The following is a 24,753-nucleotide window of genomic DNA, read 5'->3' as shown; positions in this document are numbered from 1 at the left end:
CACACAGAATAGAGTCCTTCTACCTTATAACCCTATTCAACTTGTCTCCATGATAGAACAACCTCTCCATAACAGGAGAATAGAAGGACATATGCGTGAAGGGGACAACTTGTCCTTAATTGGGCTCCAGGGTGACGGAGAGCTCACTTCCCGGGCGCAGCCTTTCCCCTGGGGAGACACTCTGGGCCGTTACATAGCCATGCCCCAGGACATGAAGTTGTACACCGGTGACGTGGGCCCAATCCTGCACTTCTTTTAATGACCAGCCTGTCATGTCCGGAGTTGCAAAATGGCGCAGTTCCCCGGCAAGCAGATATAAACGGGTGCCCTTCAAAACGGAAGTGCCAGGTGCTGGTTTCTGTTCTGTTATTTCGCCTCCCTCACCTAATATATGTACGTCAAAACCGTCTCTCTTCCCTTGCTCTCTACCCTCGTTCACAGGAAAACCCCGGTAATCTTTAACAGTGGCCCAGTCGGCTTCTGCTTCTTCAATTGTAACCTCCTCAGCCTCACGGGTTACATTAAGGTACTGCAAGCTGTTTTGCATGACAGCCTTAAACACTTTGGCCACAGCTGCTCCTCCTTGATAGTATTGCTCAACTTGTGGGGAATCAATGGCCACAAAAACGGATAGCTTAGGGTCATCTTTAGGCGCAAATCCAACAAAAGAGTGAATATACTTCCCATCGACGTAACCAGTACCATCCTGTTTTGGCTTTTGAGCCGTTCCGGTCTTACCGGCCACTTGATAACCGTCAATATAGAAGTTGGTGCCTGTACCACGGGTAACAACGGTTTCCAAAATGTCTCGCATCTGTTGGGCTGTTTGGGGAGAAATCACCTCTGGATCAACGACCTCTGGTTTATTTTGCACAGCCACTTTATCTGTATTGGGGTCGTAAATGGAATCAATCACGTAGGGTTTCATCAGTTTGCCGCCGTTAGCAATGACATTGATGGCCTGGATTTGTTGAATGGGGGTGACCGTCAACCCTTGGCCAAAAGTCATGGTGGCAATTTCAGCCGGCCGGGCTGCCTCCAGCGGACGGATATAGCCAGGGGTCTCTCCAGGTAAATCAATGCCGGTCAGCTTACCAAACCCAAAGCGGTCAATGTAATGGTAAAACACCTCTTTCTTCATCCGTTCGTACCCCAGAATGACCGAGGCCACGTTACTTGATTTTTGCATCCCTTCCAAAAAAGTAATGTTGCCCCATCCCGTGCGATTATGGTCACGGATGGTTTGTCCCGGGACCCGGTAACTGCCCGATTGGAAAGTTTCATTACTGTTATACAGCCCCTCCTCAATCGCCGCGGCAAAGGTGACCACTTTAAACGTTGATCCCGGTTCAAAAGCGTTAGCAATCGTATCATTCCAATAGTTTGTAATTGAGGAATAATGATTGGGATCAAAGGAGGGGCGGTTGGACATGGCTAATATCTGTCCTGTATGGGGATCGGAAACGATCACCATCATTTTTTCCGGACGGTATTCACGATACACCTCATCCAGAGCCTGTTCCACATAGAGCTGAATGCGTTCATCAATGGTCAGGTAAACATCATAACCGTCTTGAGGGTGCTCCACTGTCTCAGCACTAGCGATAAGCCTGTTTCCTTTTCTGTCCTGCTGGAACCTGACCAATCCTTCCTCTCCGCGCAAGTGTTCATCCAATTCCAGTTCCAGCCCCATTCTCGCCTCACCGTCCAAATCAACATACCCCAGGACATGAGAGGCAAAAGTATGATTAGGATAATAGCGCTTGGTCTCTTCCACAAAGGTGATGCCTTCCAGTTCTAGGTCACGGATCGCTTCCGCGACATCCTGGTCAACCTTCCATCCCCCTGGCCTTAGCTCCACTTGCCGGCGGTCTGGCTGGTTTAACAGTTGAAAAAGCTGCTCTTGTGGCATATCTAAGAGAGGGGCCAGTTGTTCTGCCGTCGATTCAGGGTCTTTGACATGATTTGGTGCCTCTTTATCCAATATGGCAACCACCGTATACGCTTTCACTTCTTTAGCCAGCACATTCTTGTTACGATCATAGATAGACCCTCGCTCAGCCTTCAGTACCCTCTCCCGTTCATACATCTGCTGAGCTCGCTCCTGGTACCAGGAAGCCTCAACAACCTGCAAGGTATAAAAGCGGTAAACAACAGCAAAAAAGAGCAATAAAAATATTGCTCCTATAAATTGGCTTCGGCTACGGATCTTGGTTTGATTCACGATCATCCCCCGCTTTGTCAACAATGCTCAACAGAAGACTTGTATCCTAGGAATAGCAAACTGCCAGCCTGTGATTACTCATCCCCTTCCCGGGACTTGGATAAAATTTTGACTGTGCGTTCCTGCATGCTCATACCCAGCTCATTTTGAGCAATGGCCAAGATGCGTTCCGGTGAACTAAGCTGGATCACTTCAACTTCTAATTTGGCATTGGTTTCTTCCAATTTTTCCAGTTCTCTTTCCAAAGCTTGAAGCTCATAATTCATTTCCGAGAGCATAGCCCCCCTGGCCATTAACAGGCTTAAGGTTGCGATGACAATCAATACAGCAAAAACAGATAACATCTTTTCCCGGCTAGCCAACAGGGATTGTCCTTTTGTTTTAGATTGATGATGGGATGTTTGTTTTGGTTCCTGCTGTTTCTGTTGGTTGTTCAGACGTCTGTTCCGATTTTCATTCTGATACTTAACCGCTACATTGCCATATTGATACATAAGCCTATCCTCCTTATGTTTCCAGATTCTTGTGTTATATTGACTGCTAAAGTTAAATTTTCTCCGCAATTCGTAATTTGGCTGAACGCGCCCTCGGATTTTGCTCCACTTCTTCAATACTAGGCACAATCGGTTTCTTGGTCACAATCTTGAGCGAAGGCGTTTGACCACATACACATTGGGGCAAACCGGGTGGACAAGTGCATCCTTGACTTTGCTGACGAAACACTTGTTTGCAAATCCGATCTTCTAGAGAATGGAAGGTGATGACCGCCACCCTGCCCCCTTTGTTTAAGCATTCAACCGCCTGGAAAAGTGAATCCTGAAAGGCATCCAGTTCATCATTAACCGCTATGCGGATAGCCTGAAAGGTACGCTTAGCCGGATGGGGGCCGTTTTGCCGCGCTTTGGGAGGAATGCTCTGTTTGATCACCTCTACCAGTTCTCCCGTGGTTTCAATGGGTTTGTGCTGTCTCTGCTCTACAATCCGGCGGGCAATCCGTCTGGAAAAACGTTCCTCACCATAGCGGTAGATCACATCAGCCAGTTGTTCCTCACTCCACAAGTTGACCACATCATATGCCGTTAAACGTTGCCGCTGGTCCATTCTCATGTCCAGCGGGGCGTCATGCATATAGCTGAAGCCCCTGTCGGCCTGATCAAGCTGGGGGGAGGAAACACCTAAATCATACAACACACCGTCTACTTGCGATGCTCCCACTTCATCCAGAATCTCAGCCAAATGGCGGAAATTACGCTGGACAAGCACCAGGGATATATCATAAGCTGCCAGCCGCTGGCGGGCATATTCCAAGGCGTGGCTGTCCTGGTCTATGCCGATCAGCCGGCCATTTGGGCCGAGGAAGCTGGCAATCAGCTGGCTATGGCCAGCCCCTCCCAAGGTACAGTCCACATACGTGCCATCAGGTTTAATATTAAGGCCGTTCACTGCTTGTTCTCTCAGGACAGTAACATGTTCAAACATCTGGCTGCCTCCATTACAGATCAAAGTCCACGATTTTTTCGGCTATTTCAGCAAATGATTCTTCTGATGCTGCATAATAGTCTTCCCAAACCCCTTTGCTCCAAATCTCCACCCGGCTGCTGACACCAATGACCACGCAATCTTTTTCCAGCTGGGCGTACTCACGCAAATTGGGCGGGATATTGACCCTGCCTTGCTTATCCAGTTCACATTCTGTCGCACCTGAGAAGAAGAAGCGGGTGAACGCACGGGCATCCGATCGGGTAAAGGGGAGAGATTTCAGTTTTTCCTCAATCTGCTTCCATTCGGAAAGGGGATAAACAAACAAACATTTGTCCAAACCCCTGGTAACAATAAACGATGTTCCCAGGCTGTCCCGAAACTTAGCAGGTATAATCAGTCTTCCTTTATTGTCTATGGCGTGTTGGTATTCACCCAGGAACACAAGGCATCACCACTTCTCCCCCGTTTTCCACCACTTCCCCCCACTTTCCACCACTTAATTATCTATTCTCCCCCACAAAAAAAAATCCTGCTTGTTGAGCAGGATTTTTTAAAAAAATAGTTTGGTATTTTATAACAGCACTTCCGGTCTGGAAGAAGTTAAACTACAAAGTTACTTGGATTCAAGCCAGGATTCCAAATAGGCTTTCTGCCCCTCGCTTAAGTGGTCGATGGTGATCCCCAATGCCTCAAGTTTATAGGCGGCCACTTGTTGATCAAGATCATAGGGTACTTTATGCACTTTTTTTTCTAATTGACCGTGATGTTGATTAATATATTCCAAGGCCAAAGCTTGCAAGGCAAAAGTCATGTCCATAATTTCAGCCGGATGGCCGTCCCCGGCAGCCAGGTTGACCAGGCGTCCTTCAGCCAGCACATAGATCTTCTTGCCCCCAGCCAGCTGATATTCTTCAATATTTTTGCGTACTACCCGTTTGGATTGGGCCAGGGCCTCCAGCTCTTTCAAGTTAATTTCTACGTCAAAGTGGCCGGCATTGGCTAAGATGGCCCCATTTTTCATTTTTTCGTAATGGCTCTTGCGGATACAATCCTTGTTGCCTGTCACAGTGACAAAATAATCGCCGTGTTCCGCGGCTTGATCCATGGACATCACTTCAAACCCGTCCATGTAGGCTTCGATCGCTTTAATTGGATCCACTTCGGTGACAATCACTTTGGCCCCCAGACCTTTGGCCCGCATCGCCACACCTTTGCCGCACCAGCCGTAACCAATGACAACCACTGTTTTGCCGGACACGACCAGATTGGTGGTGCGGTTAATGCCATCCCACACTGACTGACCGGTACCGTAGCGGTTATCAAACAGGTACTTGCAGTAGGCATCATTAACGGCCATCATGGGTAACTTCAACTTGCCTTCTTTGGCCAGTGCTTTGAGGCGCAAGATGCCGGTGGTGGTCTCCTCTGCTCCGCCGCGAATCTGCTCCAGGAGGTCTGGACGCTCTTCATGCAGAATGGTGACCAGGTCACCGCCGTCATCGATCAACAGATCAGGCTTAGTTTCCAAGGTTTTGATCAAGTGCTGCTTATACTCCTCCGGCTCAGGGTTGTAGCGGGCAAAAACTTGGATATTGTCTTCCACTAAAGCGGCACAAATGTCATCCTGCGTGGATAACGGATTGCTTCCGGTAATCGTTACCTGAGCGCCTCCGGCCTGAATCACTTTAGCCAGATAAGCCGTTTTGGCCTCCAAGTGGAGAGAAATGGCCACCTTCAGCCCGGCAAACGGTTTTTCCTGTTCAAAGCGCTCCCGAATACGGTTTAAAACCGGCATATGTGCTTTAACCCAGTCAATTTTCAAATGACCTTCAGAGGACAGGCTCAAATCTTGAATCATGCTCGTTTCACGGGCATTCATCGTTTTGCTCCTTTCTGACGTCAAATTAATCCAGTTAAATTAATCCACATGTAAATATACTAACTTATGTTTCCCGTTCATGACAAATGATTGACGCATCAGACCTTCCAGCAACTGTAAACCATGCTTGTTGAAAAAATAAAAAGGATGGTACACCCGCTCCTGCAGTTGCCCCTCGGGATAAAGGGCCTGTTCTACCTTGTCGAACTGTCTCATAGCCGCTTCATGCTGGGCACGAAAAGCAGAGCTGCTGCGCTTATGCAAGTAGTCCACCTGCTCCAGCACTTTGTCCAGATTTTTGCGTCCCAATTGTTCCATTCCTTTATTGATCCGGGCAACTTTCTCGATTAAAGGCTGGTACAAGCGTTCCACTTCCTGTCGGACACGGGCAAAACTTTCCTCCAGCTGCAGTTCATCTTGTTCGGCCAGCCATTGTTCTCTGAAGGAATCAAACGAGCCAAATACAGTCTGTATGTCAATATGGTGCTTCTCCAAAATATTGCCGATGTGGGGCTCGATGATCGTCAGGTTTAACCGGGGCATAATAACCGGCAACTTCAGATTTAACCGCTCAAAATAGGTCCCGTACAATGCCCAATAAGCAACCTCACCCGGTCCGGCCACAAAAGAAAGAGTGGGAAACAGAGATTCCTGCATAAAGGGGCGGGTAATGACATTATTGCTGAGGCGCCACGGCTCTTCTTGAGCCAGTTGCAACAACTCTGCTTCAGAATAGGTAAATTGGCCGTCTTTGGTCTGAAAGTATCCTCCTTTCTTTTCTAACAGCAGCCGCTGTCCATTCTCGTAGATAAACAAAAGTGCCGGATACTGGCCCAATGTGACTTGAGGAGCATAGCCTTTGGATTCCATACGGGCGGTCTGCCTGCGCACATCGCTGTCAATGACATCATAATGGGTGATAATCGTTTCAAAGACCGCAGATTCCAGCCTGCGCAACCCTGGGTCGGCAGAATTAACAAACAACAGACCGTACCGTGAAAAGAGGTAATGCATCAGGCCGGCAAAAAAATCGGTGTAGGAACCAGCCTTCTCCAAAGTGTCCATAATCAGTTGACGCACCTTGTCGGTAAACTCTGTCTGCGGCATTTGCTCAAAAACCTGCTCTACCCAAGCCCCCACCTCCCTGCAGGAAAACGTCCGGTGGGCTATGGAGCGTTTCATTTGTTCCTCGGGCTCATTCAGCACCAGCTTCTCCAGGCCGGTTCCTTTTGTCCTGGGCACGAAGAGATGATTGATCTCCTGAAAATCATGGTCCTCCCCTGCGATCCAGAAAACGGGGATGACAGGAACACCCAATCTTGCTTCCTGCTCAGCAGCCACTTTTAATATCGTGATCGCTTTATAGAGCGTATACAACGGCCCGGTTAAGAGACCGGCCTGCTGCCCGCCAATGACAACCACACTTTCTTCCCGCTGCAAGTGTTCCAACCGCTCCTGTTGGGCTGTTGAGAGCTCCCAGTGCGCCAGTTGGGCACGAATCACGTGAGCCAAGGGCCTCCGGGGAAAAGTGCGTCCTCTCAACTCCTCATAACGGCGGTGGTAACTCTCCTGATTAAAGGGAGCGTAATGAAAAAAGGCAAGCGCTTCATCATGCTGATGAACGTAATCATCAGCAAAAGCATTCAGTTGTGGAACATCCTGTTCCTGTACTGTAAAGTTCATTCACGATTCACCTTTCGTCACAATTGTTTGTTCTTTTCCTCCAATACATGAATAGCCTGACTGATAAAGCGGTGTACAGGCAAATCCATGTTGTACCGGACTGCTTTAGTTACAAAATATCCGTTCAAAGCTTCAATTTCGGTGCGCCGGCCACGCTGGATATCTTGCCACATGGAGGAGTGATTGCTTGCTGTTTTAGTGCAGACAGCGACAATCTCCTCCCACAACCCTCCTCCTGCTAAGATAAAATTGTTTTCCTGCTCCCAAACGGTTTCAACCAGCGGCACAAGCTCAGCATATAATTGCCTCATCAACTTGGTCAGGCTGGAGCGCTTAACGAGCTCTCCATTAGGCACTTGAAACAAAGCTGTCAGGGGATTAATACAGGCATTGATCACCGCTTTCTTCCACATGGCCTGTTCAATCCGGTCGGACCACTCTATGGCAAGATAAGGTGTGATATGCTTCATCCACTGGGAAAGGGCAACAGAAGGCTCTGATTCACAGCCGTAGGGAGTGCCTATCATGGTCACCCCTTTCCCCCTCACTTCCGCTGCCGTATCTCCTATTTTGGTTGCACCGCACTGTGTGACACCGTAATATACCTGACGATGGGGAAGTGTCCGCTCTATGTGCTCATGATGACCCAATCCGTTCATGATAAACAAGAGCGGCCTGCTGGCTGCAATATGCGATTTGATCCACTCTAATACCGGCTTCAGTTGCGTCTGTTTAACAGTCACCAGGATTAAGTCTGGCTGGGAAGATAAAAAGTCCCCTTCTTGGCTGGCCAGAACGTGGGGTTTGGCCTCAAGCACATCTCCATCAGGGAGCCTGAGACTGAATCCCTTCTCCCGCATCGTACGGGCCTGTGCTGAACGGCGTGTTAATATGGTCAGCCGGCAGCTTCCGGCCAGCCATGTATAACCGCCAAACAACATACCCATGGCTCCCCCGCCAATGACTAATACATGCACAGATGTTCACCCCAATGCGTATCGTGTCAGGGCCCCATTCAAGGTGGGCACCATTTACAGCAAAGCTTTTGTATGTTAAACTTGCCACAATGCCATTGTAAGGCAAATGATGTATTTTTTAAAGTTTGGAGGATGTTATCATGAAAAAGACGCTTGTGGCTTTCCTGTTGGGTGTGTTGATGCTGACACTGATTGCCTGCGGAAATCAACAAGAGACTGCTGATGAAAGCCCGTCCGTTGCCATTGTTAACGGCACTGAGATCAGTCAAGAGCAACTGGATGCCCATCTCGAACAGATAAAGATGTCCTATGCCCAGTTCGGGATTGATTTTGAAGGCGAGGAAGGACAGGCTATGCTAGAACAGTTGAAGGAAGAGGTGCTGAACGGCCTGATTGAACAGCAGGTTTTATTACAGGCCGCCCAAAGTGAGGGCTACACAGCCGACCCGGAACAAGTGGACGAAGCCTTAGCCGATATTAAAGCCCAGTTTGCAAGTGAAGAGGAGTTGCAGGAAATCTTGGACAGCCTCGGTTTTAGCATGGAGGACCTGCGGGAAGAGCTGGCCAATGAACTGGTGATCACTCAATATTTAGATGATCAGATTGGTGAGATTGAATTAAGTGAAGAAGAGCAGCAGGAAGCCTATCTGTCATACGAAGAAGAGACCGGTGAGGAAGCAGATGAGGAAACAAAGCAGATGATAAGAGAGCAGCTGAGATGGCAAAAAGAAGGTGAATTGAGGCAAGAATTGGTTGAACGCTTGAAACAAGAAAGTGAGATTGAGATTTTGCTTTAAGTTGTACAGGTAAGCTTAACTTCACGTCATTGAAAAGGGCTGCCCCGAAAGAGCCTATCACTCCTTGGGGCAGCTCCTGTTATGTCTGATTTGGCTGTCTAACAAATAAAGTGAAACAGGGTTTAGACTGGATAAACAGGGTGCTTGCGTGTGGAAAACGGTTTATCTTTGATGCTGTAAGCCTCAAAACGACGGATCAGATATTTCCTTAACGCTGAGCCGGGAACAATATCATCAACAATCAGTTCCGAAGCCAGGCGGTAGATATCAATGTTCTCCTGATACTCTTTCCGTTTCTGCATAATAAATTGGGTTCTCTGTTTAGGATCCTCAATACTGGCAATTTTGTTGTAGTAGACCGCATTGACGGCAGCTTCTGGGCCCATGACCGCTATCTGGGCCGTGGGCAAGGCAATGCACACGTCCGGTTCAAATGCCGGGCCAGCCATGGCATACAACCCTGCGCCGTAAGCTTTACGTACAATAACGGACACTTTGGGCACCGTGGCTTCGGACATGGCTGCAATCATTTTGGCTCCGTGCCGGATGATACCCGCTCTCTCTACCTTCGTCCCAATCATAAATCCAGGGACATCGGCCAAAAAGAGCAGAGGGATGTGGAACGCATCACACAAGGTGATGAAGCGTGCCGCTTTGTCAGCTGAGTCAACAAACAGCACACCTCCCTTAACCTTCGGCTGGTTGGCCACGATACCAACCACATGACCGTCAAGCCGGGCCAACCCGGTAATAATCTCGGGGGCAAAAAGCTTCTTGATCTCAAAGAAGCTGCCCTCATCAACCAGGGCATCGATCAACTCGTACATATCAAAAGGGGCGTTTTGGTTGGCGGGAACAATGTCCTCGATGGGGCGCGCATCCCCATTGGGTGGTCTGGCTTCCTCCCGTTTTGGCTGCTGTTCGTAGTTAGCCGGAAAATAAGAGAGGTACTCCCTGGCCAGCTGAATGGCTTCTTGCTCAGTTTTGGCCAAGATGTCACCGCAGCCGCTGACAGAGCAATGCATCCGCGCCCCGCCCATCTCTTCCAGCGTGACTTTTTCCCCGATGACCATCTCTGCCATACGGGGAGACCCCAGGTACATGCTGGCGTTGCCATCCACCATAATGACCACGTCACAAAACGCTGGAATATAAGCCCCTCCTGCAGCTGAGGGACCAAACAACAAACAGATTTGAGGAATAACCCCTGACAGCTTGACCTGGTTGTAAAAAATACGCCCCGCTCCCCGCCGGTTGGGAAACATCTCCACCTGGTCGGTAATTCTGGCTCCGGCTGAATCCACTAAATATAGTAAAGGCACTTTCAATGTCTCTGCCGTCTCCTGAATACGGATAATCTTTTCAACGGTACGGGCCCCCCAGGAACCTGCTTTCACCGTGGAATCATTGGCCATCACACACACTGTTTGGCCATTGATTTTGCCAAGACCAGTCACAACACCGTCAGCCGGCAGGTCTCCGGCTGAAAAATTGGCAAACTTACCGTCTTCCACAAATGTATCTTCATCTAGTAACAGACGGAGGCGCTCACGAACAAAAAGTTTGTTTTGTTCTTTGGCTTTGTGATGATACTTCTCCTCTCCACCCTGTTCGATCTGTGCAATGCGTTGTTTTAACGTTTCCTCCAATGCCCGTGTCATCCATCTCTCCCCTTTCTGTGGCTAAAGACCGAGCGCTCGTTCACCAACAAAAACAGAACAGCCTTATTCAAGCACCACAACCACGTCACCTTCATTTACAAAATCACCCACATCCACTTTGACTTCTTTTACGGTTCCGCCCTGTTCAGCTGTGACGGGAATCTCCATTTTCATTGATTCCAAAATGACCACATCCTGGCCGGGCTGCACCTCATCTCCTGCCTTGACGTGAACTTGAAAGACACTTCCTGTCATCGTGGATACAATCTTTTTCAAAGTAAGCACCCTCCTCTGGTTTTTTAAAAAGCCTAGGGCTTTAATTTATCGTTTCCCTTAAGTATTTGACAAACTGGGTCGTATAATGTCCTGCCCTAAACCTCTGATCATTCAACACATCAAGCAAAAAGGGGATATTATGTTTGATCCCTTCCAGTTTCACCTCATCCAGCACACGGGCCGCTTTATCAATAGCTTTTTCTCTGCTGAAATCGCTTACAATCAACTTGGCAATGAGCGGATCATAATAAGGCGTTATCCGGCTTCCTGAACGGATGGCATCATCAAAGCGTACACCCTCTCCCTCCTGGCGTTCATAAACAGTAATTTGTCCCGGTGATGGCATAAACGTAACCGGATCCTCCGCATAAATACGCAACTCAATGGCATGTCCCTGGCACTTAATCTCCTCCTGGACAAAAGGAAGGGGTTGATTTTCGGCAATGGCCAGTTGTAAGGCGACCAAGTCATACCCCGTAATCGCTTCTGTAACCGGATGTTCCACCTGCAGGCGGGTATTCATCTCAATAAAATAAAACTGTTTGTCGTGCCCCATAATAAATTCCACTGTACCCACGCCCGTATAACCCACTGCTTCCGCAGCCCTGACCGCCGTCTGACAGATCTTGCTGCGGGTCTCTTCATCCACAAATGGTGAGGGTGACTCCTCAATGACCTTCTGATGACGACGCTGGATAGAGCAATCCCGTTCGAACAGGTGGCAAACATGACCATGCTCATCAGCCGCAATTTGGACCTCAATATGCCGGGGATCCTCAATATATTTCTCCACAAACATGTGATCTTGACCAAAATAAGCCTTGGCTCTGCCTTTGGCAGATGCATAGGCTGTTTTAAGCTCTTCAGGCGTGTGACAAACAGAAAGACCGATGCCCCCTCCACCAGCACTGGCTTTCAACATCACAGGATAGCCGATCTGTTCTGCTTGAGCCAATGCCTCCTGCACATCCCCTGCTGCTGTTTCCCCTCCAGGCACAACGGGCACCCCTGCCTCTTTCATCACATTGCGGGCCATCAGCTTATCCCCCATCTGCCCGATGACCTCAGGCGAGGGACCAATGAAAATAAGACCCGCCTCCTGGCATTTAAGGGCAAAATCTGCGTTTTCCGACAGAAGCCCGTAACCCGGGTGGACCATATCTGCGCCCCGCTCCTTAGCGACAGAGATAATACGGTCCATCTGCAGGTAACTTTGGGCCACCGGCGCCGGACCTATATGGACGGCTTCGTCGGCCTCTTGTAAATAAAGCATCTCCTGATCCGCATCCGAGTAAATGGCCACAGTTCCATAGCCCTGCTCCTTACAGGTGCGGATCACTCGCCGGGCAATCTCCCCCCTGTTGGCAATTAACACTTTTTTCTTAGCCATGCCTTCACTCCTTCCCCCATCATCTTCTGCAGAGATACAGAAAGAAGAATGAATCTTCTAAGTACATTTCATTCGACATGAGCCTGAAAAATTCCTCTTACTTTTTTAAAATTTAAGATAATCGCTAAATCTAGCACATTTATTGTAAAATCATCGTAAAAACAGTAAACTAATACTGAAGGTAGCTGCAAAAAAGGGGTGTCAATTGTGGATAAGCCAGAAGTGAAGCGCTTATTAATTAATTACAAAACACTGGAGGAGTTTCAGAAATTTAAGGAATATGGCTTAGAAGAATTGTCTATGCTCGAAGATCTGCAAGCCAACATTATTGAAGATGACAGCAACTCTCCCTTCTATGGCATTTATTATGGGGATAAGCTGGTGGCCCGCATGAGTTTGTACCAGATTAACGCCAAGTATGACCGCTATTTTGATCCCCCGCAAGATTATTTGGAGCTGTGGAAACTGGAGGTTTTGCCAGATTATCGCCACCGCGGTTACGGGACGGCCTTGGTTGAATATGCCAAAAGCTTTGGTCAGCCTATCAAAACCAATGCCAGACAACAGTCGGGTGATTTTTGGCTCAAAATGGGTTTTCAGCCTGTAAAGTACAATCCGGTTCGTGACAGGGGAGAAAGCCCCTATATTTGGCTGCCGGAAGGCGTTAAAGAAAGGGAATTGGAAGACAGCGACCTGGAACTGTAGGATCTGGAAAACTGTAGTCAAAGTTATTTTGTATGGTCCTGCCATCCCCTGCTATCAGTCGCACTGGTTGAGAACACAAAAATGTGTACACGAAAAAAGGAAGAGGTGCCCCCATCCCGTCCTTACAGTAAGGGGCTCTCTTCCCTTTTGTTTATGCTTTGGATTCTCTATAATCCATCAAGGTTGATTATCCCTTTTCAACCCGCTCCAAGTTGCCGTTTTTGTCCATTTTAAAACTGATCCGTTCTTCCTGCTCATCATCACCCAAAAAGGCAAGTTTCCGGGCACGGTCCATAATTCTCATCAAAGCTTGGTAATCTTCATTCATCATATCATACTCTTTTTGGATGCTTTCCAGTTCCTTTTTCACCTGTTCATTCTCTTCTCGTAACTTTTTAATTTCTTCTTCTTTTTGATTTAACAGTTGATCTACTTGCCTCATCTTTTTATAAGATTCCTTTTGTTGGCGGAGAAAACGAATCACATCGTCATAGGTCAGCGTTGATTCCGCTTGTTCAGTTACTTCCGTGCGCACATCCAATTCAGGGGTCATCTCCTGAGCCAGTTCCTGGTTTGTGCCCGGAGCTGACAACTCTTGCACTCTATCACTTTCAGCGGTGGAAGTCCGCTTTTTACTTCTTGCTTTCAGCTGATTGCGCTGTGCTTTGGCAATTTGGATGGCAGACTCATACTTCTTGCGCACCAAACTATTCCAGCGAAATCCGCAGGCAGCCGGCGTGCGCCCCAAACGCTGGCCCACTTCCTCAAAGGCAGCAAGCTGCGTGCTTCCTTCCCGGATGTGACGCAAGGTCACCTCAGCCAGGATGAGATCATCTTCCTCCGTCCATGCATCTTGTCTTTGAGCAACCATTCTGATCCCTCCAATAGCAGCTTTTTAATTAGTCTATGCACTTAGTAGAGTTCATAGAATCTTGTTCTACTATTGGAAGTATGCCCAAATCACAATCTTTTAAACCTGGCCAACTATTTTTTCTTTATTTTTTGCAAAAAGTGGATCATTGACTGCTGATGAACCGGACCTGCCCACACCTGTATGCACCGCTCAACTTCTGCCGTCACCTTCTCGGAAAAACTGAAGCGGGGATCTTCCGCTTGCTGCGCAGTTTGTTTGTAGAGAAGCAGCGCGTCCAGGGGCTGACGGGCAAAGCGTCTGCACCAGGTGAGCACATGTTCAAAAAAATGGTCTGTGGGAAAGATTTTATCGACAAAACCCAGCTTATGGGCTTCAGTGCCGGACATCCTCTCTCCGCTTAACAGCATGTCCAGTGCTTTTTGACGGGGGAGAAGTTTAAACAGATAATTAGCTCCTCCCCAGCCGGTCGTAATCCCCAAACGAATCTGCACAAACCCGAGCTGAACAGCGGGATGGGCCAAACGAAAATCGCAGGCACTGGCCAGCTCACAGCCCCCTCCCACCGCTGTCCCGTTTAAAGCAGCCACAGTCGGTTTGGGAAAATAGTGCAACGCTAACAAAACCTCTTTCATCTGCTGAAAACAGGCGCTGAGTTCTGCTTTGCTCAGCGTGTTAAATTCCTCAATATCTCCCCCTGAACAAAACGAGTTCCCTTCTCCAGTGAGTATGACCATTTTAATCTCCCTGTCATCCCGCCACGCTTGTAAATGTTGGCCCAATTCCTTGATCATCTGGCGGTTAACGGCATTATGCACCCATGGCCTGGCCAGGGTTAACACACCCATATGCTCGATAACATCCTTTTTAATCATCGCCTTTCCCCCTTGCTAGAACTGTCCGCTAACTTTTTCTCATAAATGCCCCACTGGCCTTTTGTCTCCAGGTCAAAATCAACTTCATATTTACTTTTTCGCCTACCGCCATCCTTTTTCCTCCCACTACAGAGTTTGAAAATACCATCGCTGCTTTTTACCTAAAAAGCCCTCGCTTCGGCCTGTTGGCCAGAGCGAGAGCCTTGAGGAAGTAACACAGTACCTGATTAGCTGACTCCTTGCTAATCTACCGGGAGCAAAAGAAGGTTATTGCTGCTGTAGCTTGTTTTGGGCCTGTGTCAATTGCTGCTGAGCTTGTTGAAGCTGCTGCTGTACCTGCTGAAATTGTTGTTGTTGCTGAGCTTGGGCAGAAGCTTGAGCTTGTTGCAACTGCTGCTGGGCTTGCTGCAATTGTTGCTGAGCCTGTTGAATTAGTTGGGGATTGGCTTGCTGAGTGGCCTGCTGAACAGCTTGCTGAGCTTGTTGAACCGCTTGTTGCAACTGCTGAATTTGTTGGTTTTGTTGATTCATGACCATTCCTCCCCGGTCCTTTTCTCACTTGTGCATTTTTGAACCTGTTTTGCAGGATCAAAAACACATTACCTAGCATGGCTTAAGCGGAGGAGAATCATGCATTGGGGGACAATATAAAAAAAGGTAAGAGCAACCCCTTACCTTTTTAGTCATTGACTACATCTTCACCTTTGTATGTTCCGCAGGCTTTGCAGACGCGGTGAGCCAGTTTGTATTCACCGCAGTAAGAGCATTTGACCATGCCCGGAACACTCAGTTTAAAGTGAGTGCGACGTTTTCTTTTGCGGGTTTTTGATGTTCTCCGAAAAGGTACTGCCATGTTCTCCACCCCCTTTACCAGGTTGAGTCGGTATGTAAGCGATTGGTTTACGGTAGCAGCCTAAGTGATTACTGGTCCTTATTCAAGAGTTTGGCCAGTTCAGCCAGCCGGGGATCCACTTTTTCCTGTTGTTCCTCTTCCCGGGCAATGGACCAGCCTTTTCCCTCTTGAAGCATGTTTTCCTGACAAGTTGCTTCATCTTCACAAGCGGGAATAAACGGGATCGAGAGTAACACCTGTTGTTCAATGTAAGGTGTCAAGTCCAGCACATTTTCATGTACAGGATGGATATCCTCTTGCTCATCATCCCCGTTGAAACGATGCTGTTCAGGGTTTAAATCAAAGCGTTCTTCAACAGCTTGACTAAAGGACTTTTCCAATTCTCTCAAGCAGCGGGAACAAGTGAGGATATATTCCCCTTTAACTTCTCCTTTGATAACAAACAAGCCCGATTCCAAATAACCCTCACCGTTAAATTCTACAGGGCCTATGGACAGAAGCTGTTTATGGCGCTCTGTAAGGGCGCTCATGTCATATGTTTCATGCAAAGGCAATGATTGATCCGCTAAATGAAGGATGCGATGTGTCGGTATTTTCAATGTTTGTCACCTCAAAGCAACAGAATTTATTATAGCTTGAAAGTTAAGCTTTTGTCAAATATGATGGAACAAGAGGTGAAAGCATGAAAGTCGTCGGCTTAATCGTTGAATACAACCCTTTACACAATGGTCACCGTTATCATTTTGAACAAGCGATGGCCTTAACCGGGGCTGAGGCTTGCGTGATCGTCATGAGCGGCCACTTTCTGCAACGGGGGGAGCCTGCTCTGGTCAATAAATGGGCCCGGACCCGCATGGCTTTGGACATGGGAGTGGACCTGGTCTTTGAACTGCCTTATGTTTATAGTACCCAGCAAGCCGAAATCTTTGCTTACGGCGCTGTGTTCCTGCTTAATCAGCTTCCCTTTGTCACCCACCTGTGCTTCGGCTCTGAAAGCGGCAACCTGGAAGAACTGAATACTGCAGCCCGCATGCTGGCCACAGAATCCCAGTCATTTAAAAAGACACTGAAGGCCAAACTGAAAGAGGGGCATCCCTATGCTTATGCTTATGGGCATGCGCTGGCAGCACAGTTAAACAAATCGGACAGGGTCGATGCTAAAACATTTGCACAACCCAATAACATCCTGGGTCTCCATTATCTCATGGCTTTGCATCAATTGAAAAGCACCATTCAACCAGTAACCATCAAGCGTTACAAGGCTCACTACCACCAACAGACTTTAACGGACACCCATATTGCCAGTGCCACCAGCATTCGCCAAGCCCTGCTGGAGACGGCTGTCCCTGACTGGGAGGCCATACGCCCTTTTGTGCCGTCCTTTACCTTGGATGTATTAAAGGAGGAATACGAGGCAGGCAGGGGGCTTATCTGTTGGGAAAATTTTTACTCCTACCTTTTATATGCGCTGCTGTCCCACTCAGCCAGAGATTTGAACCGTATTTATGAAATGGAGGAAGGGATTGAGCACCGGCTCAAAGCATGCGTTCTCTCTTCTCATTCTGCCAAACACCTGATTGAACAAGTAAAAACCAAACGCTATACCTGGAACCGTATCCAGCGCATCCTGGTCCATACCTTGACTCAATGCCACAAACAGGATATAGAGAATCTCAGCCTTCAAGAAGGGCCGGCCTATTTACGGCTGCTGGGATATTCTGCTAAAGGACGGGAACTCTTAAACCGGTACAAAAAAGAATTGACGATCCCCCTGATCGCAAACATTCGCCAAGCTCATCCCCCCATGCTGGATTGGGATCTCAAAGCAGCCCGGATCTACACGCTGGGCTACCGCTCTGATATACGGGCTAAAGAATGGAAACGGGAGCTGGCCCAGCCCCCGCTCAGAACATAAATATTACTTCTCTGGCAATTGACGCAAATAATCGACTGCATCTCGAATGGTATCCACAGGCACGATCTGCATCTGGGTGCCAATATCCTGGGCAGCCTGCACAGCCCGTTGATAGTTAGACTCAGGTGCCCCCCCTTCATTGGGGGCAAAAAAGATGTCAGCTCCGGCACGATCCGCTGCCACCACCTTTTGATGGACACCACCGATGCGGCCCACTCTGCCATCCGCATCAATGGTTCCCGTGCCGGCTATGCGATAGCCTTTAGTGATATCTTCCTCGGTCAACTGATTATAAATTTCCAAGGCAAACATCAGTCCTGCAGAAGGGCCGCCAATTCGTTTGGTCTGAATCTCAACCGGTGGCTCCACTTCAATTTGACGGTCCGTGACAGCGCCAATGCCGATTCCGGCCCGTTCCTCCCCTCCTTCTTCCACAGAGGGGAGTGGCTGCAGGGTAAGGGAGACCGTCTGTTCCTCATCTCCTCTTTTAAAGATAAGCTCCACCTGATCCCCCACTTCTTTGCTTTGGATATACTGAATCAGTTCTTCCGATGTATTGACTGCCAAACCATCCACATGAGTGATAACATCCCCGATTTGCAAAGTTTCCCTGGCCGGCATGTCTGCTAATATGTGAGTGACGATAATACCATGATTGACCACATTCACCTGCTTTCCAGCGAATTGATAAGCAGCAATAATCGCCGCATCTTTGGAGGTTTCCATCGCCTCCAGCTGATAACGGCTGTATTCCTCTTCATCTTCATAATGGGCCAAAATGCGCTCCTTATCGATCAGTTCCATATACTCGTTCCACCGGGCCAAGGCATAGGTGATGACATTGGCCCCACCCATGCGAATGGTGGTTAACATAAAGCTTCCCTGCTCGGGATGGCCGCCCTGGACTTGTATCAATGGCTCCAGTTCAATGGCCTCTCCCGGTTGAGACACAAAATAAGGAAGGGGATAGTAATATGCCCCTGCCAATAATAGTGTGATCAGCAGCACTAATGCCCAGCTTCTTCCGTTACGCCCGTTAAACATGTGTATTTGATTCCCTCCACTTCCTGATAGATTCTTGAATCCTCGGCATCGCTTGTTCTGCTGAACGTACCCCCTCTTGAATAATTTCTTCCCCTCTGTAGAACATGGTGGTGCTGTACGCATTCACCTGGGGACGTATCAAAACATCCACATCAAACATGCGGTATTTAAGAATTTCCCTTTCCATAATATCGATGGTCTGGGCAATCACGTCAAAAATGGACTTAATCTGGTGATTGGTCTCCCCAACATAGGAGACATCAACCGCCACAATCAGGTCCGCTTTCATCTCTTTCAAAACAGAGACAGGCACGCGGTCTACCACGCCGCCATCCACGTAAAGCTCTCCATCGATCACTGCCGGCTCAAAAATGCCCGGAATGGAGACACTGGCTCTGACCGCTTCTGCAATTGATCCTTGGCGAAAGACAGTCCTTTCCCCTTTATGTAAGTGGGTGGCTACAATAGCCAGCGGCTTGTCGAGCTCTTCGATTCGTTTGTTTTTAGTAAGCATGCGCACGATCTCTTTCACTTTGTCACCAGCAATAAAACCCATCTTGGGTACTGTATAATCCAACCAGTACTTTTGAGGAAAAAGGGAAAGGAATTTTCTCATCTGCTGTGGTGAATGACCCACTGCATAAAAACTGCCCACCAGGGCGCCGATGCTGCTTCCGGCAATACAATGGACCGGTATATTATGTTCTTCCAGCACTTGCAAAATGCCGATATGCGCCAGCCCCCGGGCACCTCCTGCCCCCAGAGCAAGACCGATTTTTGGTTGTTGCTGTTCAATTTGATTCTGGTTCCTAATCACGATGTTCACCTCTTTAATGCTTATTCGTAAGCAGGAAGGATCATAACCGGTCCATTCTCTGATTAGCTCTTTCCTCAGCTGAACAGGAATTTCCCTCAAAAAGGTCTAAAGCTGTCTGTTGCAACGTAGACATATACAAGCCTGACTTGTACGAGGAGGGTAGGTATGCAACGGGCAGCCTATGTCAAAACAGGATGCATGGCCTTATTTTCCTTAGTGTTAGTGGTTTCCATTCTCTCTTTTCCTCAGCAGTCGTTCGATGCCTCCCTGCGGGGATTAACCATATGGTGGGAAGTTGTTTTTCCTGCACTCCTCCCCTTTTTTATCACTTCGGAACTATTGATGGGATTTGGTGTGGTTCATTTTCTGGGTGTTCTGTTGGAACCCTGTATGCGCCCTTTGTTCCGTGTCCCAGGTGTGGGAGGATTTGTCATGTCGATGGGGATCGCTTCAGGTTATCCAATGGGGGCTAAACTGACTGTCCGCCTTAGGGAAGAAGAATTGATTACCCGCGCCGAAGGGGAACGGCTGGTTTCCATTACCAGCACGTCAGGCCCTTTGTTTATGATTGGTGCAGTGGCGGTTGGCTTTTTCCATGATGTGCGCCTGGGTGTCATCATTGCCCTTTCCCACTACCTTTCTGCCATTTGTGTGGGGCTCATCATGCGCTTTCATCATTACCATGAATCTAAGCCGCCGAAAAAGCGCCGTTCCTTTTTTCCGCAAAACAATCACAACATTCTTTACCGTGCCCTGCAGGCCATGCATCGGGCCCGGGTCAAAGACGGACGGACCATTGGCCAATTAATGGGTGATGCTGTCTTGTCTTCCATCCAAACCTTATTGCTGATCGGCGGGTTTATCATTATGTTTTCAGTGATTATTAATATCCTTCATATTATTGGTCTAAATAAGGTAATGGCTTTCTTTCTTACTTTGCTGCTGTTCCCAGTGGGCGTTGACCCCGCGCTGATCCATGCCTTGCTTGCCGGGCTGTTTGAAATCACGCTCGGCACCCAGATGGCCAGTGAAGCAGGAGATGGGATTCCGTTGGCTCACAAGGTGGCCATCGCCAGTGCCATTATTGCCTGGAGCGGATTGTCTGTTCATGCCCAAGTGGCCAGCATGCTGGCCAGAACCGATATCCGCTACTCCCCTTATTTGTTGGCCCGCTTGATTCATGCTGCATTAGCCTGTGCCTGGACTTATGTATTGTGGAAGCCTTTGCTCCCCCTGCTGGCCCACTTGTCATTACCGGCTATCACACAGAGTGTTCCCCAAAATGTGTCGGTGTGGAGTCACAGCCATTTATTTGTTTTCAGCACTCTGCTGACAACCGCTTTAGTCCTGGTTATAGCCAGCCTTATCTTTTTCGCTTTCTTGCAGGTCAAAAAAAGGCAGTTTTGAGTTTCCTCATTGCTGCCTTTCTTCACTTTTCCTATCGGTATCCTCCTCCCTGCTACACCTGACCAAACTTTTTCATCAAAGCTTCTTCCACTTCCGGAGGCACCAGATCACTGACGGAAGCGTGGTATTTAGCAATCTCTTTGACAATACTTGAACTTAAATAAGAGTACTTGTTGTTGGTCATCATAAAAAACGTTTCTATGGAGTCATCAAGCTTACGGTTAATGGAAGCGACCTGCAGCTCATATTCAAAATCGGAAACAGCCCTCAAGCCTCGTACAATGGTATTGGCTCCTTTTTTCTTCATATAATCGATTAACAGTCCGTTGAAAGAATCCACTTCCACATTGGACATATCCCTGGTGACTTCCCTAAGCAGCTCCATCCGCTCCTCCACTGTAAACAGCGGTTTTTTGCTTGAGTTGTTTAAAACAGCGACAATCACATGATCAAACACATTGGCAGCCCGCTGAATAATATCCAAATGGCCATAGGTCACCGGATCAAAACTGCCGGGACAGACAGCTTTTATTGTCATGATGAGGCCTCCCTTCGCGCATAAATTCTGATCTCAGTATCACCATAGTGATGATGCTTGTCCAGGATCAGCCGGTCCAGTTTATCCTTTAAGTCAGTCCCTTTCGCTGTCTCCACCACAATAACGCCTTCAGGCCGGAGCAAGTCATACTGTTCGATCAGAGACAAGATGTTGGGCAGATTGTGATGGGCATAAGGGGGATCCAAGAAAATAACGTTAAATTCAATCCCTCTTTTGGCCAGAACCTTTAGGGCTCGCCGGGCATCGTTTTTGTATACTTCACTTTGTCCTGTCAGTCCTAGCGCTTTCAAATTTTGATAAATCACTTTAATGGCCAAGGGATGGTGGTCGATAAAGACCATGCGACGGCATCCCCGGCTCAAGGCTTCGATGCCCAGACTGCCAGTTCCTGCAAAAAGGTCAAGGCCTGTCCCATCCCTGTACATATCAACAGGAATCAAATTGAAGATGGCCTCCTTGACCCGGTCTGTAGTGGGCCGGGTCTGTTGTCCTGGCACCGGGGCCAGACGGCGCCCTTTTAATGCACCTGAGATCACTCGCACCAGCATCACTTCCATTGCAACTAGTATATGTCATTAGCAAGGTAAATTAATCTTTTTTTATGTTAACACAATAAGTGTTTTCTTAGGTATAATTTTTGTCTGGCTGTCCATAATGATAATGTCGGCATTGTTCAATGCCGATGACAACCGCGGAGAAGACTTACGTTTCCCCATAAGCTCTTCCTCCGGTTTCTCCTCTCCCATTTTTTTGCCGCCTGCCTGTGGCAGGTGGCTTTTTTTGCTGTATTTCTGCGTAGATATTAACCCTTTTTTCACAGGAGGCATACAGTATGACAAAGGCTGTTTCCCTATCCACCTGAGGAAAAAGGGGTGTTTTGTGTTGGAAACCGTTGACTTGAGTTTTATCCATTGGGTGTTTTTAGCTGGCATCCTTGTTGTCATTGCTTGCATGATATTAAGGCGAGATGTAGTCCTGCCCTCTATTGTGGGAATTTTTCTGATTGGAATTCTTTACCACGGTTCCCTTGTGGGAGCCATTCAAACCATTTTTAAAGCATTTCTCCTGGCCGGTGAAGAATTGTTCAGCATCATGTTGGTTATTTCGCTCATGGTAGCTATGTTATTGTCCATGCGTGCCCTAGGTGCGGATCAACAAATGATTGCCCCGATCAAAAGACTGATGCTAACACCGTGGGTGGCATTTTGGATTTTGGGGCTGATCATGTATGTGGCCGCTACTTTCTTCTGGCCCACCCCGGCTATCGCGCTGGTAGGCACATTACTCATCCCTATAGCGATGAAAGTGGGCTTGCCTGCCATTGCCGCAGCCGTCGCCGTCAATCTGTTTGGCCATGGCATGGCTCTATCAGGAGACTTGGTCATTCAAGGAGCCACCTCCCTGACTGCTGCCAGTGCCAATGTTGACCCCGCTGATATTTTGCCTTATACCGCCCTGTTCTCCCTAGTAACCGGCGTTGTGGCCGTGACGGCCGCCTTCTTCATCTTGCGCCGTGATTTGAAAAAAGGGAAAATAAGGCCGGGAAAAGCACCGCAGGAATTGGAGGCCAAGGTTAAGAGCTCCAGACGACCGCGCTTGGCCGGCTGGATGGCTATCCTGGTCCCCGTTATTTTGGTCAGTATAGTGCTCACGATGTACATGCAAGGAATCCGGGGCGGTGAAGCCACCGCTTTGCTTGGCGGAACGGCTGCCGCATTGCTTATTCTCTTGACAGTTGTTCAGGCAGGCAAAGATAGTTTTGAAGCCATTGTAGGGCATTTGCGTGAAGGTTTGCTCTTTGCCATCAAAATATTCACCCCGGTTATCCCTATCGCTGGATATTTTTTCATGGGTTCCCCCCGCTATGCCCCTGAAATTTTGGGGGAAGGGGCAACTGGCTATCTGTTTGATTTAGGCAGTGCCTTAGCCCAAGCTTTACCTCTGGACGCCGTTGCACTCAGTATCGGGATTGTCCTGGTGGGCATTCTAACCGGTTTGGATGGATCCGGTTTTTCAGGCTTGCCTTTAGTGGGCTCATTGTCGGCAGCCATTGGTGGTCCAGCCGGGGTTGATGTTCATGTTTTAGCTTCCCTGGGTCAAATAGCTGCCATCTGGGCCGGTGGAGGAACTTTGACAGCTTGGGCTTTTGGTCTGGCAGCAGATGCGGGCATTGCCGGGGTCAAACCGGCTGATGTGGTCAGGAAAAACTTTATTCCGGTGATGCTGGGCCTCGGCACAGTCACCATTGTTGCCATGGCCATCCTCATCCTGTAAATCTAAAAGCAAAAAGCTCCCTTCCTTGAGAAGAAGAGGAGCTTTTTGCTTTTATTCTAAGCTATATTCTCGATTGATAATCATACTCTTCCGCCTTATCCGCCTTGGACTGGAACTCTAGGCGCAATTCATGCCGATGAGAAGGTTCCACCCTTTTCACGTAGTTAAGCCGGTTCAGTTTAGCTATCATATCCTGAACCTTGTTTTCGTCAACATACAAAATAACATAGCGCATGCGCCGGGACACATAATGCACGTTGCCAAACTTTCTCAAGTGTCTGGCCATTTTGACTTGGTTCAACCACACAGCCAAACCTCTTTTTCTAACAAACATGTGAACAATCCCCTTGTTTTGTATGCTGAATGACGTTCATTTTTATCCTAGCATGGAAGTTGCTAAGTGGCAACCATGACATTTTACCCTGGACAAGTCTAATGTTCAGAAACAGGCTCCTCATAGATCAACTGAAAAATAATCTCATCCTGCTTCAGATCAAACTTTAATGCTTTCAAATAGAACTGTTCATGAATCTTAAGCTGGTTTAGGGCCAGGTGGATTTCAGCCTGTCCTGGATTAATGGTGACCCATTCAGGGAAATGGTAGCTGCCCTTGATCACAGCCAGGACCAGATCAGCTGGCAGCTGAAGACCTCCCAGCCGCATGGTGTGCTGTTTAAGCAGCAAATTGCCGGAAGAGAGAACCTGCGCTTCAAAGCTCATAACCAGGGGGAGCTGGCGGTTAAAGATAGGAATCTCCGTTTTAAAATAAATCTCATCATCCACATATAGTTCATAAGCTTCCCTCTGATCAATGTCTTGAGCCACATAGGCACTGATCAATGTGTTTAAATCCTGTTTAGAAGCACTCAAGGTGAAGACTGTACCACTTCCCAGATGTTGGCTTCCTCCCCCCGGCGGCCACTCTTCTAGCCCATCAGGAGACGTTTGCAAATGGTTCAGCCACAACAGGAGAACAGATAACTGGACCACAACAAGCAGCAACACAGCGCCCAAAAGGACGAAAAAAGCCCATTTCCACCGGTTTCCCGTGATCTTAACCATTC

27 protein-coding genes are annotated in these 24,753 nt (G+C 48.2%); 5 read left to right on the top strand and 22 right to left on the bottom strand.

Annotated elements, in window-relative coordinates; all coding sequences use genetic code 11:
* Positions 1-115 precede the first annotated feature (115 nt).
* The 7 genes from J2S00_RS09810 to J2S00_RS09780 form a co-directional block, all read right to left on the bottom strand.
* A complete protein-coding gene (locus J2S00_RS09810; RefSeq protein ID WP_307338844.1) occupies positions 116-2,224 on the bottom strand; it encodes a penicillin-binding transpeptidase domain-containing protein in 2,109 nt (702 codons plus the stop codon).
* Between the two features lie 74 nt (positions 2,225-2,298).
* Entirely contained in the window at positions 2,299-2,718 is a 420-nt protein-coding gene (ftsL, locus tag J2S00_RS09805; protein ID WP_307338840.1) for a cell division protein FtsL, read from the bottom strand.
* Positions 2,719-2,770: 52 nt separating this feature from the next.
* A complete protein-coding gene (gene rsmH, locus J2S00_RS09800; RefSeq protein WP_307338836.1) occupies positions 2,771-3,703 on the bottom strand; it encodes a 16S rRNA (cytosine(1402)-N(4))-methyltransferase RsmH in 933 nt (310 codons plus the stop codon).
* 13 nt (positions 3,704-3,716) lie between these two features.
* Positions 3,717-4,148, bottom strand: coding sequence for a division/cell wall cluster transcriptional repressor MraZ (gene mraZ / locus J2S00_RS09795; RefSeq protein WP_307338833.1), 432 nt, complete (start codon positions 4,146-4,148; stop codon positions 3,717-3,719).
* Positions 4,149-4,319: 171 nt separating this feature from the next.
* A complete protein-coding gene (locus tag J2S00_RS09790; protein ID WP_307338830.1) occupies positions 4,320-5,585 on the bottom strand; it encodes an adenosylhomocysteinase in 1,266 nt (421 codons plus the stop codon).
* Positions 5,586-5,624: 39 nt separating this feature from the next.
* Positions 5,625-7,268: a bacillithiol biosynthesis cysteine-adding enzyme BshC gene (gene bshC, locus J2S00_RS09785; RefSeq protein ID WP_307338827.1), complete on the bottom strand. Its 1,644-nt coding sequence runs from the start codon at positions 7,266-7,268 to the stop codon at positions 5,625-5,627.
* Between the two features lie 17 nt (positions 7,269-7,285).
* Entirely contained in the window at positions 7,286-8,245 is a 960-nt protein-coding gene (locus J2S00_RS09780) for a ketopantoate reductase family protein (protein WP_307338825.1), read from the bottom strand.
* 140 nt (positions 8,246-8,385) lie between these two features.
* On the opposite strand from J2S00_RS09780, the gene J2S00_RS09775 reads away from it, so the two are divergent.
* Positions 8,386-9,042, top strand: coding sequence for a SurA N-terminal domain-containing protein (locus J2S00_RS09775; RefSeq protein ID WP_307338823.1), 657 nt, complete (start codon positions 8,386-8,388; stop codon positions 9,040-9,042).
* A gap of 122 nt (positions 9,043-9,164) precedes the next feature.
* Here J2S00_RS09775 and J2S00_RS09770 read toward each other — a convergent pair whose 3' ends face one another.
* From J2S00_RS09770 to J2S00_RS09760, 3 genes are all read right to left on the bottom strand, one after another.
* Positions 9,165-10,703, bottom strand: coding sequence for an acyl-CoA carboxylase subunit beta (locus tag J2S00_RS09770; protein WP_307338820.1), 1,539 nt, complete (start codon positions 10,701-10,703; stop codon positions 9,165-9,167).
* A gap of 63 nt (positions 10,704-10,766) precedes the next feature.
* The gene (locus J2S00_RS09765) at positions 10,767-10,979 is read right to left on the bottom strand and encodes an acetyl-CoA carboxylase biotin carboxyl carrier protein subunit (RefSeq protein WP_307338818.1); all 213 of its coding nucleotides are present in this window, start codon (positions 10,977-10,979) and stop codon (positions 10,767-10,769) included.
* A 40-nt stretch (positions 10,980-11,019) separates the two neighbouring features.
* Positions 11,020-12,369 carry an acetyl-CoA carboxylase biotin carboxylase subunit gene (locus tag J2S00_RS09760; protein WP_307338815.1) on the bottom strand — a complete coding sequence of 450 codons (1,350 nt, stop codon included), beginning with the start codon at positions 12,367-12,369 and terminating at the stop codon, positions 11,020-11,022.
* A 207-nt stretch (positions 12,370-12,576) separates the two neighbouring features.
* On the opposite strand from J2S00_RS09760, the gene J2S00_RS09755 reads away from it, so the two are divergent.
* Positions 12,577-13,074, top strand: a complete 498-nt coding sequence (locus J2S00_RS09755) for an N-acetyltransferase (protein WP_307338812.1) — start codon at positions 12,577-12,579, stop codon at positions 13,072-13,074.
* Positions 13,075-13,261: 187 nt separating this feature from the next.
* On the opposite strand, the gene J2S00_RS09750 is transcribed toward J2S00_RS09755, so the two are convergent.
* From J2S00_RS09750 to J2S00_RS09730, 5 genes are all read right to left on the bottom strand, one after another.
* The gene (locus J2S00_RS09750) at positions 13,262-13,945 is read right to left on the bottom strand and encodes an RsfA family transcriptional regulator (RefSeq protein ID WP_307338809.1); all 684 of its coding nucleotides are present in this window, start codon (positions 13,943-13,945) and stop codon (positions 13,262-13,264) included.
* Between the two features lie 113 nt (positions 13,946-14,058).
* A complete protein-coding gene (locus J2S00_RS09745) occupies positions 14,059-14,820 on the bottom strand; it encodes an enoyl-CoA hydratase/isomerase family protein (RefSeq protein WP_307338806.1) in 762 nt (253 codons plus the stop codon).
* 267 nt (positions 14,821-15,087) lie between these two features.
* The gene (locus tag J2S00_RS09740; protein WP_307338803.1) at positions 15,088-15,351 is read right to left on the bottom strand and encodes a DUF2564 family protein; all 264 of its coding nucleotides are present in this window, start codon (positions 15,349-15,351) and stop codon (positions 15,088-15,090) included.
* A gap of 148 nt (positions 15,352-15,499) precedes the next feature.
* A complete protein-coding gene (rpmF, locus tag J2S00_RS09735) occupies positions 15,500-15,673 on the bottom strand; it encodes a 50S ribosomal protein L32 (protein WP_307338800.1) in 174 nt (57 codons plus the stop codon).
* Between the two features lie 68 nt (positions 15,674-15,741).
* Positions 15,742-16,272 carry a YceD family protein gene (locus J2S00_RS09730; protein ID WP_307338798.1) on the bottom strand — a complete coding sequence of 177 codons (531 nt, stop codon included), beginning with the start codon at positions 16,270-16,272 and terminating at the stop codon, positions 15,742-15,744.
* An 83-nt stretch (positions 16,273-16,355) separates the two neighbouring features.
* Between J2S00_RS09730 and J2S00_RS09725 the strand changes: the two genes are divergently transcribed.
* Complete coding sequence (locus J2S00_RS09725) at positions 16,356-17,588, top strand: nucleotidyltransferase (RefSeq protein WP_307338797.1); 1,233 nt, start codon at positions 16,356-16,358, stop codon at positions 17,586-17,588.
* A gap of 3 nt (positions 17,589-17,591) precedes the next feature.
* Here J2S00_RS09725 and J2S00_RS09720 read toward each other — a convergent pair whose 3' ends face one another.
* Positions 17,592-18,632, bottom strand: coding sequence for a SepM family pheromone-processing serine protease (locus J2S00_RS09720; RefSeq protein ID WP_307338794.1), 1,041 nt, complete (start codon positions 18,630-18,632; stop codon positions 17,592-17,594).
* Entirely contained in the window at positions 18,625-19,449 is an 825-nt protein-coding gene (locus tag J2S00_RS09715; protein ID WP_307338793.1) for a patatin-like phospholipase family protein, read from the bottom strand. The genes J2S00_RS09720 and J2S00_RS09715 overlap by 8 nt, the downstream gene beginning before the upstream one ends.
* A 165-nt stretch (positions 19,450-19,614) precedes the next feature.
* Here J2S00_RS09715 and spoVV point away from each other — a divergent pair, with 165 nt between their 5' ends.
* Positions 19,615-20,856, top strand: a complete 1,242-nt coding sequence (gene spoVV / locus J2S00_RS09710; RefSeq protein ID WP_307338789.1) for a dipicolinic acid transporter SpoVV — start codon at positions 19,615-19,617, stop codon at positions 20,854-20,856.
* 52 nt (positions 20,857-20,908) lie between these two features.
* On the opposite strand, the gene coaD is transcribed toward spoVV, so the two are convergent.
* From coaD to J2S00_RS09695, 3 genes are read right to left on the bottom strand one after another with little or no spacing between them, the layout of a single operon-like run.
* Positions 20,909-21,394 (bottom strand): pantetheine-phosphate adenylyltransferase, encoded by a 486-nt coding sequence (gene coaD / locus J2S00_RS09705; RefSeq protein WP_307338787.1) that lies wholly within the window; start codon positions 21,392-21,394, stop codon positions 20,909-20,911.
* Positions 21,391-21,972 carry a 16S rRNA (guanine(966)-N(2))-methyltransferase RsmD gene (gene rsmD / locus J2S00_RS09700; RefSeq protein ID WP_370875857.1) on the bottom strand — a complete coding sequence of 194 codons (582 nt, stop codon included), beginning with the start codon at positions 21,970-21,972 and terminating at the stop codon, positions 21,391-21,393. The genes coaD and rsmD overlap by 4 nt, the downstream gene beginning before the upstream one ends.
* Positions 21,973-22,014: 42 nt before the next feature.
* Positions 22,015-22,233, bottom strand: coding sequence for a hypothetical protein (locus J2S00_RS09695; protein WP_307338784.1), 219 nt, complete (start codon positions 22,231-22,233; stop codon positions 22,015-22,017).
* 64 nt (positions 22,234-22,297) lie between these two features.
* Here J2S00_RS09695 and J2S00_RS09690 point away from each other — a divergent pair, with 64 nt between their 5' ends.
* Positions 22,298-23,689: a hypothetical protein gene (locus tag J2S00_RS09690; protein ID WP_307338780.1), complete on the top strand. Its 1,392-nt coding sequence runs from the start codon at positions 22,298-22,300 to the stop codon at positions 23,687-23,689.
* A gap of 61 nt (positions 23,690-23,750) precedes the next feature.
* Here J2S00_RS09690 and J2S00_RS09685 read toward each other — a convergent pair whose 3' ends face one another.
* Positions 23,751-24,023: a YlbG family protein gene (locus tag J2S00_RS09685; protein ID WP_307338778.1), complete on the bottom strand. Its 273-nt coding sequence runs from the start codon at positions 24,021-24,023 to the stop codon at positions 23,751-23,753.
* 98 nt (positions 24,024-24,121) lie between these two features.
* Entirely contained in the window at positions 24,122-24,751 is a 630-nt protein-coding gene (locus J2S00_RS09680) for a YpmS family protein (RefSeq protein ID WP_307338775.1), read from the bottom strand.
* Between the last annotated feature and the right edge of the window lie 2 nt (positions 24,752-24,753).

The sequence above is a fragment of the Caldalkalibacillus uzonensis genome (assembly GCF_030814135.1).
GTDB lineage: Bacteria > Bacillota > Bacilli > Caldalkalibacillales > Caldalkalibacillaceae > Caldalkalibacillus > Caldalkalibacillus uzonensis.
Note: the sequence above shows the minus strand (reverse complement) of the source record. Positions and strands in the feature narration are given on the sequence as shown.